13 protein-coding genes are annotated in these 19,345 nt (G+C 54.4%); 8 read left to right on the top strand and 5 right to left on the bottom strand.

Annotated features, from left to right (window positions below):
* Nucleotides 1–407: 407 nt before the first annotated feature.
* Nucleotides 408–1,616, top strand: coding sequence for a trypsin-like peptidase domain-containing protein (locus tag KF752_06790; protein MBX3421248.1), 1,209 nt, complete (start codon nt 408–410; stop codon nt 1,614–1,616).
* A 51-nt stretch (nt 1,617–1,667) separates the two neighbouring features.
* Nucleotides 1,668–1,985: a Dabb family protein gene (locus KF752_06785; protein ID MBX3421247.1), complete on the top strand. Its 318-nt coding sequence runs from the start codon at nt 1,668–1,670 to the stop codon at nt 1,983–1,985.
* Here KF752_06785 and KF752_06780 read toward each other — a convergent pair.
* The 4 genes from KF752_06780 to KF752_06765 form a co-directional block, all read right to left on the bottom strand.
* Nucleotides 1,982–3,031, bottom strand: coding sequence for a TauD/TfdA family dioxygenase (locus KF752_06780; GenBank protein MBX3421246.1), 1,050 nt, complete (start codon nt 3,029–3,031; stop codon nt 1,982–1,984). The two genes, KF752_06785 and KF752_06780, sit on opposite strands and share 4 nt — an antisense overlap.
* A gap of 115 nt (nt 3,032–3,146) precedes the next feature.
* Nucleotides 3,147–4,040, bottom strand: a complete 894-nt coding sequence (locus KF752_06775; GenBank protein MBX3421245.1) for an OmpA family protein — start codon at nt 4,038–4,040, stop codon at nt 3,147–3,149.
* A 380-nt stretch (nt 4,041–4,420) separates the two neighbouring features.
* Nucleotides 4,421–6,103 carry an alpha/beta-hydrolase family protein gene (locus KF752_06770; GenBank protein ID MBX3421244.1) on the bottom strand — a complete coding sequence of 561 codons (1,683 nt, stop codon included), beginning with the start codon at nt 6,101–6,103 and terminating at the stop codon, nt 4,421–4,423.
* Nucleotides 6,104–6,210: 107 nt separating this feature from the next.
* The gene (locus KF752_06765) at nt 6,211–7,557 is read right to left on the bottom strand and encodes a PQQ-like beta-propeller repeat protein (protein MBX3421243.1); all 1,347 of its coding nucleotides are present in this window, start codon (nt 7,555–7,557) and stop codon (nt 6,211–6,213) included.
* Between the two features lie 365 nt (nt 7,558–7,922).
* On the opposite strand from KF752_06765, the gene KF752_06760 reads away from it, so the two are divergent.
* The 3 genes from KF752_06760 (at nt 7,923) to KF752_06750 (ending at nt 12,547) form a co-directional block, all read left to right on the top strand.
* Entirely contained in the window at nt 7,923–8,855 is a 933-nt protein-coding gene (locus KF752_06760) for a metalloregulator ArsR/SmtB family transcription factor (protein MBX3421242.1), read from the top strand.
* Between the two features lie 88 nt (nt 8,856–8,943).
* Entirely contained in the window at nt 8,944–10,461 is a 1,518-nt protein-coding gene (ahcY, locus tag KF752_06755) for an adenosylhomocysteinase (protein MBX3421241.1), read from the top strand.
* 1,126 nt (nt 10,462–11,587) lie between these two features.
* Complete coding sequence (locus KF752_06750; protein ID MBX3421240.1) at nt 11,588–12,547, top strand: SDR family oxidoreductase; 960 nt, start codon at nt 11,588–11,590, stop codon at nt 12,545–12,547.
* A 37-nt stretch (nt 12,548–12,584) separates the two neighbouring features.
* Here KF752_06750 and KF752_06745 read toward each other — a convergent pair whose 3' ends face one another.
* The gene (locus KF752_06745; GenBank protein ID MBX3421239.1) at nt 12,585–13,394 is read right to left on the bottom strand and encodes an MBL fold metallo-hydrolase; all 810 of its coding nucleotides are present in this window, start codon (nt 13,392–13,394) and stop codon (nt 12,585–12,587) included.
* 507 nt (nt 13,395–13,901) lie between these two features.
* Between KF752_06745 and KF752_06740 the strand changes: the two genes are divergently transcribed.
* The 3 genes from KF752_06740 (at nt 13,902) to KF752_06730 (ending at nt 19,319) form a co-directional block, all read left to right on the top strand.
* A complete protein-coding gene (locus KF752_06740) occupies nt 13,902–15,521 on the top strand; it encodes a sigma-70 family RNA polymerase sigma factor (protein MBX3421238.1) in 1,620 nt (539 codons plus the stop codon).
* A gap of 321 nt (nt 15,522–15,842) precedes the next feature.
* Entirely contained in the window at nt 15,843–18,728 is a 2,886-nt protein-coding gene (locus KF752_06735; GenBank protein ID MBX3421237.1) for a PQQ-dependent sugar dehydrogenase, read from the top strand.
* 168 nt (nt 18,729–18,896) lie between these two features.
* Nucleotides 18,897–19,319, top strand: coding sequence for a hypothetical protein (locus KF752_06730; protein MBX3421236.1), 423 nt, complete (start codon nt 18,897–18,899; stop codon nt 19,317–19,319).
* Nucleotides 19,320–19,345: the final 26 nt, after the last annotated feature.

Genomic DNA, 19,345 nt, shown 5'->3' with positions numbered 1-19,345 from the left:
GGGCTGCTGTCAAACGAAGGTACGCATAAAATGTTCCAATCGCCAAGGCTCGGGCGGTTCATTGGCAGTCACTGGTACAATTGCTGTTATTATAGCAGGCACACCCCACATCTGCATCGGCGCAGCGACCTTCCGTAGGCTTACACAATTTACACAATTGTTCAGCTAAAGTTGCTTTGAAAATCATCACCTATTGCGCTAAACTGGGAACTGCTTGGTCCCTCGCGGGCGGGGCGGGTGAAGCGAGCCCAGAAATTACCATTCGCGTATCCCTGGCACCCTCGCCTCTTGGGCTCGACTGGATTGCGGTCTCGATCTAACATTCTTTCTCAATCGTAGGAGTTGGTATGGGCCGCGCTACTCGCAGGGCATGGTCGGGACGTATTCTAGGGACCAAGGAGGATTTGATGTTATTTCGCAACTGGATTGGATGGGCTAGTCGGGATGACGAGTATATGCCCGACCATCGCGGGGTAAGCCAGTCAGTGCTATTCGTTGGCTGCATCCGTACTGCCGTCGCACTCAGTACTCTACTGGCCTGTAGCATGACGACTCCTGCTACTGCATTTGCGCAGCCCATCTATTCTGCCACAGCCCCTAATATCACTCCCGCTGCTGTAGATTCTGAACCAATCTATCTGCAGGAAGAACTGGTGAGCATGAATGTCTACGAGCAATGCAATCGTAGCGTGGTACATATTGCCACCAAATCGGTAGGCGTCGGAGCATTTTCGCAACTCAAACTACGTGAAGGTACCGGCAGCGGCAGCGTACTGGATTTAGCCGGTCATGTCCTAACGAACTATCACGTTGTCGAAGGCGCGCGAAAGGTCACGGTAAGTCTGTACAACGGCTTGTCCTATCCTGCTGAACTGGTGGGACAAGACCCGGATACCGACATTGCGGTATTAAAAATTGATGCACCGACCGACCACTTGCATCCTTTGGCATTTGGCAGTTCGGAACAACTTCGCGTCGGCCAACGCATATACGCCATTGGCAATCCTTTTGGACTGGAGCGCACAATGTCAACCGGCATGATTTCCAGTTTAGATCGGCAGATTCCGTCCAAGACCGGTCGCTCGATCCGCTCGCTGATTCAACTGGATGCTACGCTCAATCAGGGCAATTCCGGTGGTCCGCTGCTCAACACGCGCGGGCAACTGGTGGGGATGAATACGGCTATCATCAGCAGCGACGGCGATAGTGCCGGAGTCGGTTTTGCCATCCCTGCCAGTACGATTCAACGCATCGTGTTGCAGTTGATCGAGCACGGCAAGGTGATTCGCGCCTCGATTGGCATTTCACGGGTCTACGAATCGGACAAGGGACTACTGATTGTTAGCTTGGTGGCGGGCGGTCCAGCAGAGGCGGCGGGACTGAAGGGCTTTCAGTTGGTCAAACAGGTGAAGCGGCAAGGACTATTTCAGGTCGAGCATTCCTATTATGATCTATCCGCCGCGGACTTGATTTTGGCCGTTGAAGGTCAGAAGGTGGATAGCGCCGACCATTTTCTATCGCTGATTGAAACGCGTCGTCCCGGCGAGGTAGTGCCAATTACGATTATCCGTGGCGGCACTGAAATGACTGTACCGGTTCGGCTGGGCAATAGCTGAGCCAGATTTGATTGATTTCGCACGCGTTAGCATCATCCAGGAACCAACACAATGAGCGGCTCGAAACTGGCGCACATGGTCTACTTTACTCTCCACGACGCGTCACCGGAGAAGGTCCAGGCATTACTATCCGACATGCACCAGTACCTGGATGATCATCCAGGCCTGGACTATTTCGCCTGTGGGACGCTGAATCCAGATCTCAGCCGCCCGGTTAATGACCGCCAGTTCGACGTCAGTCTACACACTGTCTTCACCGACCGCGCTGCTCACGATGCCTATCAGTCTGACCCACGCCACACCGAGTTCATTCAGCGCAACAAACAGAACTGGCAAACGGTGCGTGTGTTTGATTCGGATTGCAACTAATTGAAATAGACCCCGCGAACCCAGCGCGGGCCTTGAAAGGCGGTACGGGCGTGCAACATGCGATGGTTGTCGTAGAAGACAAAGTCGCCTGGCTGTAACAAGAAGCGATATTGATGCGTCGGATTGCGCACGACGTTTACAAAGCGATCGTAGGCTCGATACCAGGCTTCCATCACTTCAAACGGATAGCGAAACGGTGCGTGAGTAAAATAGGAGTAACGCACTTGCGACAACTGTCCGTCCACTACCTTTAGGATCGGTGCATCAACAATCCGCTCAAACTCTTTCTGCTGACGATGGAATCGGACCGGTAGGGTCGTCAGCAAGCGGAACGCCTCGGCATCGACGGCCTTGAGATACGCGGCTACATGCCAAGCATCGACCAAGAAACTTTCGCCACCTACATCGGCGGTGCGCATGGAATGCAGCAGTTGATAACGTGGCGGGTCATCCAGGAATGGCTGATCGGTATGCAGGTTGACACCGGCGTTGGTGTACCCGAGCTGATCAGTGTTTTGATTGGTTGTATTGTCGGTGCGCAGGTCTTCGATTCTGCCAAAGTGTGTACCGACAATTGTCAGCCCAGCCTTGCCAAACATATCGATGAGAGCTTCGGTGTCGTCGGGTCCAATAGTATCGCCGAAACGAAAGTCTCGCACGAGAGCCACACCCGCTTGGCGAACTTTATCCAATACCGACTCAGCCAAATTGGTGTTTTGGCAGACCAAAACACTTGCCAGATCACTCGGCGGCGGCTGTGCCGCAATTTGCCCGACTGAGTAAGCATGCTGGCGAAGCCACTGGCCAGCATAATGACTTTGGCGCCCATCGCTCCACAGTATCGACAACTGGCCATCACTATCGACCGCCGCCGTTTCGGGATGAATATCCACAGGAATGTCTATGGAATCCACGATTCGTTCGCCGGTCGTTGGATGCCGGTCCTGATCGCACTGCTGCCTGAGCCAGCGATAGTGAAAATTCAGTGCCGCTGGGCCCCGGCCAATCCTGAGCCAACGGTCATACAGGTGCAAAGCTTCTGACATAACACGAACTCTTCCAGCAAGTAAACTCTGGCGGGATGATGCAACCGACGTTGGCGGACGCGATCAATTGATGCCTGCGACAGTATAGCAACGCATTGTGTTGGTGCGATTGCGCTTAGAAAGTTTCTGGAGTGACGACTAATTCCAGTCGTCGGTTTTCAGCGCGACCCGAAGGAGTAGAATTGTCTGCGATCGGACGGCTGGGTCCATGCCCGATGACGTACAACTGCTGCACTGGCAAGCCATGTCGCTGAATCAAGTAGTCCACTACGGCTTGCGCCTGAGCTGTCGAAGATTGTTGTGTAAAGGGCAATCCATTCGCTCCGCCGGCATCTGTGTGCAATTCGACGGCTACGCGCTGCCGCGGGTACTGACGCGCTAACAGGGCCGCGAATTGATCCAGTGTGGAAGCAGCAATCGGATTAAGTTGGGCGGTGCCCGGCGCAAACATTTGATCGGTTGCCACGCGAACTCGAATGAACTGGCCTTCGGGCAAGACTCGCGCACCCGGGATGTCCATGCCGGAGGGCGCAGTGGTAGATAGTGAATTGTTGGCGGTCAGCCGGGCACCGCCCCGCGATGTCATAGAAGCCTGCATGCCCCGGACATGATCAGCGTATTGTTGCGCCGTAGCCAGCAACTGTGAATTCTGACGGTTGGCATCTTCCAACTGGCGGGCTAACAGGTCGGCCCGCTCGCGGTAAGCCGTGGCCTGTTGTTGAATCTGTGCCAATTGCATCGTCAATTGACGATTATTGGCATCCAGCTCTTGCGATCGTCGCTGCAGCTCAATCAACTGTGGTGCCATTTGACCGCCAGCGTAAACCGAACCTGGTCCTGCGGGCATACCTGCCGTGGGTGCCGGATAGGGATATCCGGCCGCACCAGGCGGCATGTAAGGATTGTAGCCCGGACGATTGCAGCCGCTGACCAAAGCTGTGCCAGCTAGTAAGCTGACCCAGCACAGGTGGCGCGCCCATCGTGGTTTTTGTTCAGCCAGCATGTCCATCGGCTAGTCGGTTGCCAAAGTCGAATATGCCTCCGGCGGGCAGACGTCCCCCCTAGAGCAATTCGTCGCCGGGCAGGTTAAACAACCGCGATCATCAGCCGCAAGGCCAATTCCGAATGCTAGCCAATCGCTGGGTAAATCGAGACCGTCAGTAGACGTACTTCAATGCACATCGAAGCCTCCATGCACCTCGATGGACCAAAGCAACAAAGGCACCAAACAGAGCAGCCAACAAGAAGCAGGCCGCGATGAAAGCTAATTTTCCATGCAAAGCAAAAATCAGACACCAACGCAACCACAGGGACAGCCATCGTCCAGGCAGGTATTCGATCCGTTGCAACACTCCCATTCTCGTTTTTTCAATTGAGTGTGGCTATCACTTAGGGTGCTCCATAGGAGGCAGTCTGCGTTTTCTCAAACAGTCGGTGCAATCTTTCCAACTCTTGGCTACTCCAGCCCTGAGGTTCGGTCAATCCTAGCCAAGCTCGGATATAGTCGTGTGCAGCATAGTTATGTCCGAAGCCTGGCGGGGCTGTTCCAACAATCATGTCGGCAGCTAACTGCAGCATAGTTACCACCGGAAACCAGGTAAGTTCTGACGACACATCTGCGCCTCGCGGAGCATTCATCCATTCCGGTTTTTGCCAAGCCGACCTAGGGTCAAAAAAAGTTATCGGATCACTTGCGTATTGTAAAAACGCGATTCGAAAAGTCCCCCACGTCTCCCCGGCCTGGGCTAAATTACCGCCTTGAGTCATAAAGCGAATCACCGTTCCGTTGCGAATTCGAGGCTCCCATACAGGGGAACCGGACTGGCGTTGATGCGTTGCTTGCTTCCATGTCGGATGCAGAAACGGCGGACCACACCACAAAGCGCCATCGAAGGGGTCGTCGACCACATCGAATAACTGAAAAGACAAATCTGAATTCAAGGATCCTAAGCTCAATCCGTTCAAGAACAGACGTGGGCGAGCATGTCGGGGAAGCGTTCTCCAATACCCGTAGATGGCATTGAATACTGCTTCTGCCGTGGTCGCTCCGTACGCGGCTTCGGTCAACAGAGCTAACGGGCTGTTCAGGTAGGAGTACTGGACAGCCACCGTAGCGATGTCGCCCCGATGTAGGTATTCAAGTGGGTTTTGACAAGCGGGATCAATCCAGCCAGTTCCCGTAGGAGTTGCGAGAATCAAGACAGATCGTTCGAAAGCCCGAACGCGGATGAGCTCGTTCAATGCCAATACTGCCCGTTCCTGTGCCGAGTCCGCAGAATTCAAACCGACATAGACTCGAATTGGCTGCGCACATGGCTGTCGAAAGAACGCTTCCAAATCCGATGCACTAGGTCCATCAGAAATGAATTTTCGACCTTGATTTCCCAGAGATTCCCAGGATATCAACGACTCCGGACTTCCAGTTTGAATTGCTGCAGTGGGCACAGGCAGATCGTCATCCATCAGTGCATCGAGCTGCTGGAAGGACCGATCGATGGCCCGCATCGCATAGCGCACGATGATACCTTCGGAAATAGCCCAGCACACCCACAAGCATGCCGCCAGCCCCAATAACCGTGCCAGGCGCGGACGAAAAAACCGCTCAAGCTTGGTGGAAGAAAAACGCAGCATGGTCCGAAATAGGCGCGCCATTGCCAAGAGCATTACAAACATACCGAAAGCTACCACACACAAGTACAGCGGCTGTACACTATCGAGTGGGTCTAGCCCCATCAGTGTTCGTATCGAATTCTGCCACTTAGCGGCTCGCCAAACCGAGTAGCTCATCGGCATCACACTGAGCATGATGGCAATGCGTAGCATGACCTCCGATGTCTGATTTGTTGCCACTGGTAGTTGAAGGTACCGCCACACTTCAACGCATAGAATCCCTAGTCCATATCCAAGCGACAATGCCAAACCAGACAGAATTCCCTGGATCAAGGGAGGCCGGGGAAGCAGCGAGGGCGTCAGTGAAGCGGCAAAGAATAAGACACCCAGGACGATTCCGAATACATGCAGCCCTTGGAAAAAACGCTTTACTCGACCTGAGAGTTGCATTTTAGCATTCACGCAAATACTCGGCGGTAGACCAATTCAGCTCGGGACGAGTACGATTCATTGCCAACGCAACATTCCCAACGCGACATTCCCAACGCGACATTAGTCATCGGCACCACCTATTGCTGGATGCGGTACAGATGCGAGTCCGTGCGCGCAAACAGCGCACCACCGGCGACTGCTGGCGAGGCGTTGAAGCCCTCGTCCAGTTGATTCTCGGCTAACCGCTGGAATTGGCGGGCGGCGCGGATGACGGTACTTTTGCCCTCCATGCTAAAGAAATAGACGCGATCATCATGGACCAGTGGTGATGCCGAATACTTACCACCGATCCGCTCACGCCAGACCTCTTCTCCGGAATCGGCATCCATGCAAGTCAAGATACCCGAATCACTGCACACGAAGAGCAGATCGCCCACCAGCGCCAACGATGGCTTTTGCGGAATGTTACTCTCCGATGTCCAGACCACATGACTATCGGTCACGTCCCCTTGACCTCCGTAGCGAATTGCCAACAGCTTGGACTGCATGAAGCTGGTGCAGACATAAGCAATTCCATTGCGAACGATGGGGCAGGGCACGGTGGAAAAACCAAGCCGACCATAATTTGCCTTCCACAATTCGCTGCCATCGCGCGGATCATAACCGTAAACCCAGTCGGCGGCTGGTGAAATCAGTTCCGGACCGCGCTGTGTATGCACGATGGTTGGCGTGCAATACGCCTTTTTCATCTCAGGCGTGGGATTCATCTCGCCAGAGCGATCGGTGCGCCACGCCAACGAGCCGTCGGAGAGTTTCAGGGCTGCGAGAAACTGCTGGTCGGTGCCGTCGTAGTGGGTAATTAAGTAATCTTGCCAGATGATTGGCGAGCTACCGGGTCCATTTTGATGATCAACATGCAGTTGGTTGAATCGCCACAGCACTTGCCCACTTTGCGTATCGACCGCTGCAGCACCGTATGTCCCAAAGTGAACATACAGTCGACCTTGATCAATCACCGGTGTTGGTGAAGCATAGGTGTTGGTAATGTGAATCGGCTCGGGATGCTCCGGTTGAAATATCTGCACGTCATGAAGTAGCCTGCCGGTCTGCTGATCGAAAGCCAAAGCGTGCAGCGACAGACTACCAACCAAGTTGACGTTTTGAGCGTCTCTGCGCCCAGCTAATTGCTCACGCTGTTGCTGGTCGCTCAGCGGCTCGGCAATCGCTGTGGTAAGCCATATCTTTCCATCGGCAATAACGGGGGAGGAATGACCCTGGCCGGGCACCACTACTTTCCAAGCGATGTTTTCCTGCTCGCTCCATTGTAACGGCATTACCCCCTGCACCTGACCATCGCCACTGGGCCCACGGAACCGCCCCCAGTCCGCCGCACGGACAATGGCAGACGGTATAACGAGGACCAGCAGGGCTAGACAGCCGAGTACGATCCGTCCGAAATCGCTCATCCCGCTGGTCGAAGTCATATAATTCCACCCGATTGAAGGTCCGTAATGATTCACAACTCTCAGTCGCCGGATATCCCTGCCAAGCGCCACAAGACCACCCATTTGGGGATTCCGGAGGCGTAATTCTATAAAACCGCTTGACGTTTTCCAGTCCCTATCGAATAATTTAATCATCCGGATGAACGGATGAATGATTCAGCCTTGGGATTCGGCGGCCAGCGGGTTGGGGCTCGGTAATTGCATTTGAGCGACCTTGGCTGCATTCCGCAGAACATTAGCGTTTCTGGCCGTATACACCGTATCCCGCATGCCCGGCCTACAGAACGGGCGAATGGATACCGAGTAGCAACCAACAGCTAGTCTGTTGGCGAGAGACACAGTCAATGATTACCGACTCACTAGAATGGCTTCAAACGCTGGCTGACGCGACCCGCGTCCGGTTGTTAGCGGTTTTGAGCCAGCAGGAGCTATCGGTGGGCGAGTTGTGTTCGATCCTGCAAATGCCTCAAAGCACCGTCAGTCGGCATTTAAAGGTTTTGTCCGCCGATGGCTGGGTGGAGCATCGTCGCGACGGCACCAATCAATTGTACTCAACGACTGCCGAACGTTGGAGTTCGTCGCGAGAACACTTGTGGAGCTGGGTAGTTGGGCAACAGGAAAACTCGGCGACAGTACTCCAGGATCAGGCTCGACTGCGACAGGTACTGGCTCAACGCTCGCGGAGCGAAGCGTTTTTTCGATCTGCAGCCGACGAGTGGGACCGCCTGCGGGTTGAGCTGTTCGGCTCGCAGTTGGATGCTTTCATTCTGGCAGCCAGCCTAGCTGCGGATGCAGTGGTTGCCGAATTGGGATGCGGATCCGCTCCGCTGGCTCAGTTGGTGTCACCCTACGTGCGCCAAGTGATCGCCGTGGACAATTCTACATCCATGTTGGCTGCCGCTCGTCAACGGCTGAGCGGCTTGGACAATGTCGTCATTCAGCAGGCATCGTTGACCGAACTGCCACTGGAAGACCAGTCGGTGGATGTAGCCTGGTTAGTCATGGTACTGCCGTACGTGGAGAGTCCTGAGCTGGTGTTAAGCGAATCGACGCGGATACTCAAGCGGTCAGCACCGTTGGTGGTTGTCGATCTTGTGCCGCATGATCGCCAAGCATATCGCCAGGAAATGGGGCACGTTCGTTTGGGCGTTGCCGAAGATGAGTTGAGCCGCTGGTTGGACGGGGCAGGGATGAGATTATCTAAATATCATCCGCTACCTCCAGATCCATCGGCCAAGGGGCCCGCGCTGTTCGCAGCAGTGGGTCATCGAGTTTGAAAAGGTTTTATACAGTTTACGCATCATCAGAATTCCTTGTCTGGTGAGTGCATTTTCAGAGTTCAATTCACATTAGGAGAAGTTCGAAATGAGTGCGGTGGTAACCAAGGGTCAAGGGTTAGATTACAAGGTGCGTGCATTCGACTTGTTGACCGAAGGCAAGCGTGACGAAGCGCTGGCCTTGGCCGACCTGGGTCGTAAGGAAATCAATTTAGCCGAAGACGAAATGCCAGGCCTGATGGCGCTGCGTACACGCTACTCTGCCAAGAAGCCTCTCAAGGGCGTGAAAATCATGGGCAGCTTGCACATGACCGTGCAAACTGCAGTGCTGATTGAGACTTTGGTCGACCTGGGTGCCGATGTGCGCTGGGTCAGTTGCAACATCTTTTCGACCCAGGACAGCGCTGCGGCCGCCGTGGTAGTTGGTCGTGGTGGTTCGCTGGACAAGCCCAAGGGATCAGCCGTGTACGCCTGGAAAGGCGAAACCTTGGAAGAATACTGGTGGTGCACTAATGAAGCTTTGGTTTGGCCCGATGGCTCGGGGCCCGACTTAATCGTCGACGACGGTGGTGACGCCACGATGTTGATTCACAAGGGGGTCGAGTATGAAGCTGCGGGCGTTGTACCCGACTTTGATCCCGACAAAGATTCCGAAGAATGGGGCGTGGTACTGGCGCTGCTCAAGTCGGAACTGCAAAATAATCCTGGCAAGTGGACTGAAATGGCCAAGACGATTCGTGGTGTCAGTGAAGAGACCACCACGGGGGTGGCTCGACTGTACGACATGGCTAAGAACGGATCGCTGCTCTTCCCGGCCATCAACGTCAACGATTCAGTGACCAAGAGCAAGTTCGATAACAGCTACGGCTGTCGTCATTCGCTGGTCGATGGCCTGAATCGCGCCAGTGACGTGATGATGGGTGGCAAGGTCGCCGTAGTGTGTGGCTATGGCGAGGTCGGTAAAGGCTGTTGCCAGTCGCTGCGCGGTCAAGGCTGTCGCGTCATCGTTACCGAAATCGATCCGATCTGCGCCTTGCAAGCTGTGATGGAAGGTTACGAAGTCAAGACTCTCGAAGATGCCATCGAATATGCCGACTTCTTTATCACCACTACCGGCAACAAAGACATCATCACCGTCGATCACATGCGGCAGATGAAGGACAAGGCGATTATCGGCAACATCGGTCACTTCGACAATGAAATCGACATGGCCGGCTTGACTAAGCTGGAAAAGGCCGGCGAGGTCGAACGGATCAACATCAAGCCGCAATATGACCAGTATCGCTTCAAGAAGACTGGCCGTAGCGTATTGATCCTGGCTGAGGGCCGACTGCTCAATCTGGGTTGCGCGACAGGCCACCCCAGCTTTGTAATGAGCAGCAGCTTCACCAATCAAGTTTTGGCACAACTAGAATTGTGGACCAAACGCGATTCGGGCGACTACGCCAACAAGGTCTACATGCTGCCCAAGAAGCTGGACGAAGAAGTGGCTCGTCTGCACCTGGAGAAGCTCGGTGTCAAACTGACAAAGCTTACTCCCGATCAAGCCGACTACATCGGTGTTCCCGTGGAAGGTCCGTACAAGTCCGACCACTACCGCTACTAAGCTGAATTTGCGGTTTGGTGACTTTTTCTATTTTGCAACCGCTCGCGCCGATCGTGGACCGGCGCGAGCGGGTTGCACATAGAAGTTGGTTCCGGATGACATCAGAACGCTGCCGCGATTGCACTCTTGAATTTGTTCGTCGGCTGGATTTTCATCGGGTGAGCAGTAGCACTTGTTTGGGCTTTCACACAAATTCGCGACAGATTGACGACCAAAATGCCAAATCGTGCTGCCTAGGCTGATGGCTTTGGTCAAACGCTTTTCTCATCGCTGCGCACAGAACAATGGATGACTGTTGGAGCCCCAGCGCACTCGGTGACGACCGACTTTGGGCGGCGGACAGCCCTCTGTGCAACCCACATACAGACTGGCACACATCCGGCCTTCCTCTTGGTACAATACGGCCATCTGGCCAGCTTCGCCTGCGCACTCGGCCCTGCATAACGCTCTGCTCCGTCGGCGGTGACGGGATGGAAAATCTACGGGTAGGAATCGCACTATCACTCTCGACGTTGCCCTCACCCCGTTGTCGGTTAGATTACGATACGTTCAAGGCCACAATGTAAAATCATTTTTGATGGCAATTTTGAGGCGCAGACATGTCAATTGATTTGCCTTAAGGCAGCATGACGCTTGCGGAGAAGTTGGAAGCGACGTATGTGCGATTCTGGACTGTCGACCTGATCCGGAGTGGATTGTCAAACGACTAAATTGGTCGCGAGCCAAGCGTTCATGAAAGAGTATCAATGTAACGTTAAGGTAGGCGAGTTTTTAGTACTCAGGGATGAGGTTGCGACGCACGGTCATTAGGCATGTTTTCTGGGGTTTCCTGTTTGGTGGCTGGCGTGTAGTCTGAGCCGGCTGAATCGAAATTCAAATCACGACTTCCGGACGACATTACCAAGTCAACCCGTCCTCCGTCCGAGGCGTTTTGACACAGGGCTGCGGGTTCTACAGTTGGCCCGCTACATCCAGCACAATCCTAACAATTTGAACGATATACCTCGCCTTGTCATCGGCTGCCGAGTGGTTTGGTGCTAGGCGAGTGCTAGAGTTATGCGAGGTGGTGGCTAGGCTGATTTCGCCTATTAGCTCACCGGATTCTAAGGCTTAAGGCAACTCCCTGATGGCACGAGTTCTAGTCACTGGCGGCGCAGGCTTCATCGGTTCACACATTGCTGAGGCGTGTGTTAAACGCGGCGACACTGTTCGCGTGCTCGACAATCTATGCGCTGGTTTTCAACACAACTTGGCCGACGTGTGGGACGACATTGAATTCATCCAAGGCGATGTTGCCGATGAGTCTATCACGGCTCGCGCCGTGCGCGATGTCGAGCTGGTATTTCATCAGGCCGCATTGGCTTCTGTTCCGCTGAGCATCGAGCGACCGCTGGATACGCACAGAGCCTGCGTTACTGGCACGCTGAACGTACTGCACCAAGCCGCCCAAGCCGGGGTGCGCCGCGTCGTGTATGCGGCTAGCAGTAGTGCCTATGGCGACCGGCCCTATTCGGCCAAGCGTGAAACGGACTTACCCCAAGTTCTTAGCCCGTACGCTGCCGCCAAGCTGGCGGGCGAGTTGTACTGCCAAGCCTACTTTCACAGTTTCGGCTTGGAGACCGTCGGGCTACGATACTTCAACGTCTTTGGCCCCAGACAAGACCCCAACAGTCCTTACTCGGCCGTCATTCCGTTATTTGTGACCGCCATTCTGAGCGGCAAGCCGCCGATGATTTTCGGCGATGGAAGCCAGTCTCGCGATTTTGTGTTCGTCAAGAACGTCGTACACGGCAATCTGTTAGCCGCTGAAGCACCGCAAGCAGCCGGCAAAGTGTTTAACATGGCCGAAGGTCGACAAACGAGTTTGCTGCAATTATTGAACGCACTTTCCGAACTGCTCGGCCAGTCGGTTCAACCAAACTTTCAGCCAGCCCGCGTGGGCGATGTTCGAGAAAGCTTAGCCGATATCACCCAAGCCCGCGTTCTTTTGGGGTATGAACCGCAAACATCGCTAGACCAAGGATTGCGGCAGACGATCGACTACTATCGCCGCATCTCGCAAGATCGTCTAACGGTCAAGTCCTAGCGGGATGACGATTAGGTGTGACCGGCAGCGGTGCGTGCTACAGCACCAGCGGCAAACGCAGGCCGTCATAGGCTAGGTCAATTCCGTCGGGCAGGCGCCGACACGTTTCTTCATGTTCCAGGTCGTGGCAAATGTGGGTTAAATACGCTTGACGCGGCCCTACCTGACGAATGACATCAATGGCCGCATCCACGTGAAAATGCGTGGGGTGTGGTTGATAGCGCAGTGCATCAAGGATCAAATATTCAACGCCCGCTAACACTTGCAAACTGCTTTCGGGAATGTAATTGGTGTCAGTACAAAAGGCGATGTTACCGAGCCGAAATCCAAGAACTTGGAAATTGGGACCGTGCAACATTCTTAGCGGTCGCACTTGAGCGCCCAATACGTGAAACGGCTCAGTACCAATTGCATGAAACGTTAGGCTGGGAATGGCTCCAGGATGAGTTTGCGGTCCGTCGTTGAATGCGTAATCAAACGTCTTGGCGATCCGCTGCTGGACATTCGGTTCACAGTACAGCGGCACAGGCCCACCCAATCGAAACGGAAACAGCCGAAGATCATCCAGCCCCATGAGATGGTCGGCGTGGTCGTGCGTGAAGGCTACGGCGTGCACGATTCCGATGTTCTCTCGTAACAACTGCTGCCGCAAATCGGGCGGTGTATCGAACAGCAGATTACCTTCGGGCAGCCCTGCAATTGCCGCCGTTCGGGTGCGACAATTTCGCGGATTTGTGCTCCGGCAAACTTCGCAGCCGCAACCAATGGTCGGCACCCCTACGGAAGTGCCCGTGCCCAGCAAAATGAACTGGCCGGTGATGTCAGAAGTGTCAAATTGATAGGGCACTCGGGGACATTCTTGTTAGCGCACGCGGTGGGCGGACGCGGGGAAAGACATTTGATATGTGAACGAACTGCCTGTATCTGCGTGTTTTATGACGTGCCACACAGAACTTGTCTGCCCCGCTTGTCCCACCCCACGAAACGAGGAATTGGTTATGGTTGGGTAGCATTATGAGCTGGCAATCACTGCCTGACCAGCGACACCCACCTTCAAAGACTTGTCCGATCCCCCTGGACTGCCTAGGATTCGTTGCCGACTGTTGTTGTTTTTAGGAAACGCCCATCGAACCTTCTGCGTCTAAACGAGGTTAAATCGAAACGTCGCCACTGGACGTCCCAACCCGACGACGGGCGCAAACAATTGCTCCGTAAAGACTTACAGCTCCCCACCAGTTCTCCATGGTTCACTGGCATTGCGAGTGCTCCTTGCGAATAGCCTCGGGACGACAAGTTGCCCGTAGATGACTTGACGACCGACTCGCCAACCAGTTGTACACCAGAGAGACCACCGATGAACAAGAAGTATCGCTCGGAAACAGGTTTTGAAGATGGCTTTGAAGCTGAATTCGTTCACGTAGATGACCTGGATTCCGTGGCAAGCTTTGGCGGTGATGCGCTGAATGCCGAACTGGATGAATCCAACGAGACGGCAGAGATTCAAGAACTGGACGAACTGGACATCGAGGAAGGCGACCTGGAGGAATTGAATGACGACACGGACGGCACGGACGATCCCGTCCGCATGTATCTCATGCAGATGGGCGAGATTCCTCTGTTAACCCGTCAGCAGGAAATCGACTTCGCGAAACATATCGACCGCACTCGTAGCCGTTATCGCCATTGGATGCTGGCTACCGACTTCATGTTGCAAGGTGCATGTAAGCTTCTCGAACAAGTCCGCGACAGCAAACTGCGACTCGACCGCACTATCGAAGTCAGCGTAACCAACGCTGCCGAGAAGAAGGCGATCATGAAGCGGATTGTGCCCAATGTGACCACGCTCCGACAACTGTTGATCTCGAACCACCATGATTACTTCATCGCTATCAATCGACGGTTAGACGCGATCACGCGCCGCGCTGCTTGGAAGCGTCTGACGCGTCGGCGTAATCGGGCCGTTCGCTTGGTCGAAGAAATGAATCTACGAACCAATCGTTTGGAGCCGCTGTTCAAGAAGCTAGAAGCCATCGAAGGTCGTATGCAGTTGCTCAAGCGACAATTGGACTGTTCGCTGCAATCGCCTCCCATGATCAGCGGATCGCTGGAATCGGCTCGCGAGGAACTGCGCTATCTGATGCGTATAACCTACGAAAGCCCACGAACTCTGGGGCGGCGTATTCAGCGCGTTCGCAATAATCGACTGGCCTATGACGCAGCCAAACGTGATCTATCGGCCAGCAACTTGCGATTGGTTGTGTCGATCGCCAAGAAATATCGCAACCGGGGCCTGAGCTTTCTGGATTTAATTCAAGAAGGCAATACCGGCTTGATGCGTGCCGTGGACAAGTTCGAGCATCAGCGTGGCTTCAAATTTTCAACCTACGCCACCTGGTGGATTCGCCAAGCAATTACTCGCGCCATCGCTGACCAAAGCCGCACGATCCGCGTGCCAGTTCACATGATGGATACCATGACCAAGGTACGATTGGTGTCGCGTCAACTCATTCAAGAGCTAGGTCGTGAACCCAGTGTCGAAGAAACCGCTGCTCGCATCGGCATGGCCGTCGAGGATGCTCGGGTTATTATCAAGATGTCCAAGCAGCCCTTGTCGCTGGATCAACCCGTAGGCGACCACGAAGACAGTTACTTCGGCGAATTCCTGGAAGACCATCGTGAGTATGACCCATTACTGGAGGCCAATCAGGAAGCGCTCAAGCTACATATCAACGAAGCCATGCAGACACTGAATTTTCGCGAGCGAGAAATCCTGAAGCTTCGCTATGGCTTGGCCGATGGCTACTCCTATACCCTAGAGGAAGTGGGCCGAATATTCTCGGTAACTCGCGAACGTGTTCGGCAGATTGAAAGCAAGGCGGTTCGCAAGCTGCAACAGCCCTACCGCAACAAAGCGCTGCTGAGCTACGTGGATGGAGTCGACCCCAGCACCGTGGGAACCGAATCAGCTCGCTAATCTCCAGAATTGATTGGCTGCCTGGCAGTTGTAGCTACCGTCTTCCTCGTGGCACCGTCGCCAGACGGTGGACGAGCACACACCATTTACTGGCGACGACAGCTACGTTTTTGGACTTGAGTAATAGCAAACTTCATCGAAGCGACCGCCAGGCGCGCACTGGTCGGACCTGCCATCGCCTGCTGGCGACGACAGTTGCAGTTTGCGTGCAGGAACGTGCTTCGTGCTTGCACTGGCTGTGGTTATAATAAGGGCCGCGTCGAACTCACGTTTCGACGAGAGTCATGCACCGTTCCACTTGCCAGCCAGTGATACCGTTAGATGAATATACAGACGTACCGTCTTCGCGCAGCGCTCCATGCAGGCTGGCGGCTGTTGGGAAATTGCCTTTCGTTGACCATTGCGTTTGGCCCCTGTGTGGCTGCTGATCTGATTGACTCGGCAGACTCCAGCCTCGTGCAACCTGCCGATGAAACACTGGACTGGTCACGTTTCGAACGCAAAACAATTGCCTCGCAATTGCAGCAGCCGATGGAGTTCGATATTGCTGCTGATGGCACAATTTTTTTGATTGAGTTAGCGGGTAAACTTAAGACGATTGACCCGCAGACGGGTGTGCAGTCGGTAGTCGGCGAATTATCAGTTACGACCGAACAAGAGAACGGCTTGATCGGGCTGGCCCTGGCTCCCGATTTTGAAAACGACCACTGGATTTACTTGCAGTACTCTCCGCCCGACTTCTCGGGACAGCGAGTCAGCCGCTTTCAATTTCGCGACGGACGACTGCTGTTGGATTCAGAGCAGCAGTTGCTGGAGTATCCGGAGCAACGGCGGGAGTGTTGCCATCATGCCGGTTCACTGGAGTTCGGTCCGGATGGTTGCTTGTACATTGGTACCGGCGACAATACCAATCCATTTGATTTTTCCGAAGGCTACGCGCCGATCGATCCACGGGCCGATCGTGAGCCCTGGGATGCGCAGCGCACATCGGCGAACTCGCAAAATTGGAATGGCAAAGTCCTGCGCATTCGCCCTGAGCCAGGCGGCGGCTATTCGATTCCAGAAGGCAATTTATTTCCAGCCGATGGATCGCAGGGCTTGCCCGAGATCTATGTCATGGGCTGTCGCAACCCCTGGCGTATCAGTGTCGATCAGCGAACCGGCTATGTGTACTGGGGAGATGTTGGACCAGACGCTGGCCAGGATGGTCCACGCGGTCCACGCGGTTACGACGAAATCAATCAAGCCCGGCAAGCGGGCAATTTCGGTTGGCCTTACTTTATCGGCGACAACTTTGCCTACTCCAGCTACGACTTCGAAACTAAAATGGCTGGCCAGCCGATGGATCCCTTGGCCCCGGAAAACCATTCTCCCAACAATACTGGCACTCGCCAGCTACCTCCGGCCCAACCTGCGCTGATTTATTATCCTGGGTCAGCTTTTGAAAAATTTCCGGAACTCGGTGCGGGCGGACGCACAGCCTGTGCAGGCCCGGTATTTTATGCTCAGGACTACCAACCGCATCCCTACCGCCTGCCCGACTATTTCGAAGGTTGTTTGTTTATCCATGAATGGTCTCGCAATTGGCTGATGGCCGTCCACCTGAAGGCGGACGGCCGGGTAGATCGTATCGAACCGTTTCTCCAGGCAGAAAAATTCACGCGCCCCATCCAACTGAAATTCGATCGCGGCGGTGTCCTGCATGTATTGCTGTATGGCGAGACGTGGGGCATCAACCATGATGCAGAACTTGTCCGCCTGGATTACGTGCGCGGCAATCGTGCACCGCGCCCTGTCATCGACATCGATCGCACCTTCGGACGTGAGCCGCTTAGAATTCAACTATCGGCTGCTAAATCAACCGATCCGGATGGCGATTTGCTAGAGTATCTGTGGAGCTATTCCGTGGTCCGACATGCTACTGGGGACAGGAATTCAACGGCATCACCAACGCTGAGCAATGGTCTACCTGCGGTGGATGAAGTGGTCGGAGCCAATGAGCGACAAGAATTGATAATCGCCGACCCTGGCGTATACACCATTTACTTGGAAGCCTGGGACGATTCGGCTGCTAGCGGTCACGCGCTGGCGACGGTTATCGTTGGCAATCAACCGCCCGAGATCAAGTTCCTGAGACCCACCGAGTTCGATTTCGTTATGCCGGGGCAGGCGATCGCTTACGAGTTGGAGATTACAGACTTTGAAGACGGCACCAGCAACTATGCAGCCGTTGATCAAGATCCACAACTCAGCGAACTTAACCCATCGGCCGTTAGTCGAATGAACGTTCAGTTGACGTCGGTTGGTGCCGATGGCCAGCCAATCGGTGACAGCGATTTACCTCCTGGCCTGAGGTTGATTCGACAGTCGGACTGCTTGAACTGCCATGCTGCCAATCGCCCGCTGGTTGGGCCATCATTTGTCGAAATTGCTCGCAAGTATCGCGATCAAGCTGGCGCACAGGAACAATCGGTTCAGCGTGTGCTCAAAGGTTCTACCGGGGTGTGGGGCAAGGTTCCGATGTTGCCTCACCAACATTACTCGTTGGCCGATGCCCAGACAATGGTCGAGTATGTCTACAGCGTGAGCGAAGAATCGTCCCCGCCAACAGCGATTGGATTGCGCAATGAGCTGACGGTACCCTCAGATGCTCAGGCAATACGCTTGGAGGCCAGCTATACCGATGGGGGACGTGGCGATGTACCGGCCATGACCTCGACCACTTCTATTGTGCTCCGCTCGCGGAAAATACAAGCCGAACATGCGGCCAAACACCGCCGCACCAAGGCGCTGGATTCAAAACAGGCCGAAGGCGGACGATTTATGGGAGCCATCGAACATCGTGGCTACTTGATGTTTCCCGATGTGCGGCTGGACCAGATTGGTGGAATTCGCGCCTCAGTGGCCAGTGCCGGAGCAGGCGGGGTCATCGAGTTCCGGGCTGAGTCACGTACCGGCACATTGCTGGGGACATTGGAAGTAACGGTCAACGGGCACTGGGAAGAGTTTTATCAAATCGAGTGCCCCATTGAGCCTCAACAGTTACGCTGCGACGTATTTGCGGTATTTAAGAACCAGCAATCCCAACAAGGGCTGATGAACGTGGATTGGATCGAGTTCTTGCCGCCATCAGCAGTAACTGCGGCCAATGCGCAAGTTTCTCCCGCGACTGAAACTCCCGTTGCTGAAACCACATCGTTGCCGTAACGTAACAGTTAGATAACCGTATACGCCAACTGTAGGGTGGCACAATCGGCGCCGGTGCCTGGGAGTGGTGAAACGAAATGTGTGTCGTGGAAGAGAAGCTTTGCTTGATTGCAGTCAACGTGGTCCCGCGCCGGCCCACCACAGGCGCGTAAATTTACGATCGTAGTTATGAGCAACCGTTTTACCAACCAACAACTGCAAGGCTATCTGGATGAGATATTGGCCAGTGAGCTGATGGTTCAAATCGAACAGGCTTTGCGCAGCGATGCCGCACTCCGCGATCGGCTGGTCCAGGTGGCGGCAACGCGCGAAGCGGGGGTACATGGACTGGGCGAGATTTGGCGCCGCCAACGACTGACTTGCCCCTCGCGACAACAGCTTGGCAGCTTTTTGTTGTCGGCAATGGACGATGCACAATTGGATTACATTCGCTTCCATCTGCAGACCGTCCAATGCCGTTACTGCCTGGCGAATCTGGATGATTTGAAACAACAGAATTCGGCCAATCAGTCCGCTGTTCAATCGCGCCGCCGCAAGTATTTTCAAACCAGTGCTGGTTATCTGTCTAGCCGACTGCCACCTAGCTCCTAATGGCGACGTAACTTATTATTCTCTTA

The sequence above is a fragment of the Pirellulaceae bacterium genome, from assembly GCA_019636385.1.
Classification (GTDB): domain Bacteria; phylum Planctomycetota; class Planctomycetia; order Pirellulales; family Pirellulaceae; genus Aureliella.
The sequence above is the reverse complement of the archived record's forward strand: the minus strand, read 5'-3'. Positions and strand labels throughout refer to the sequence as shown.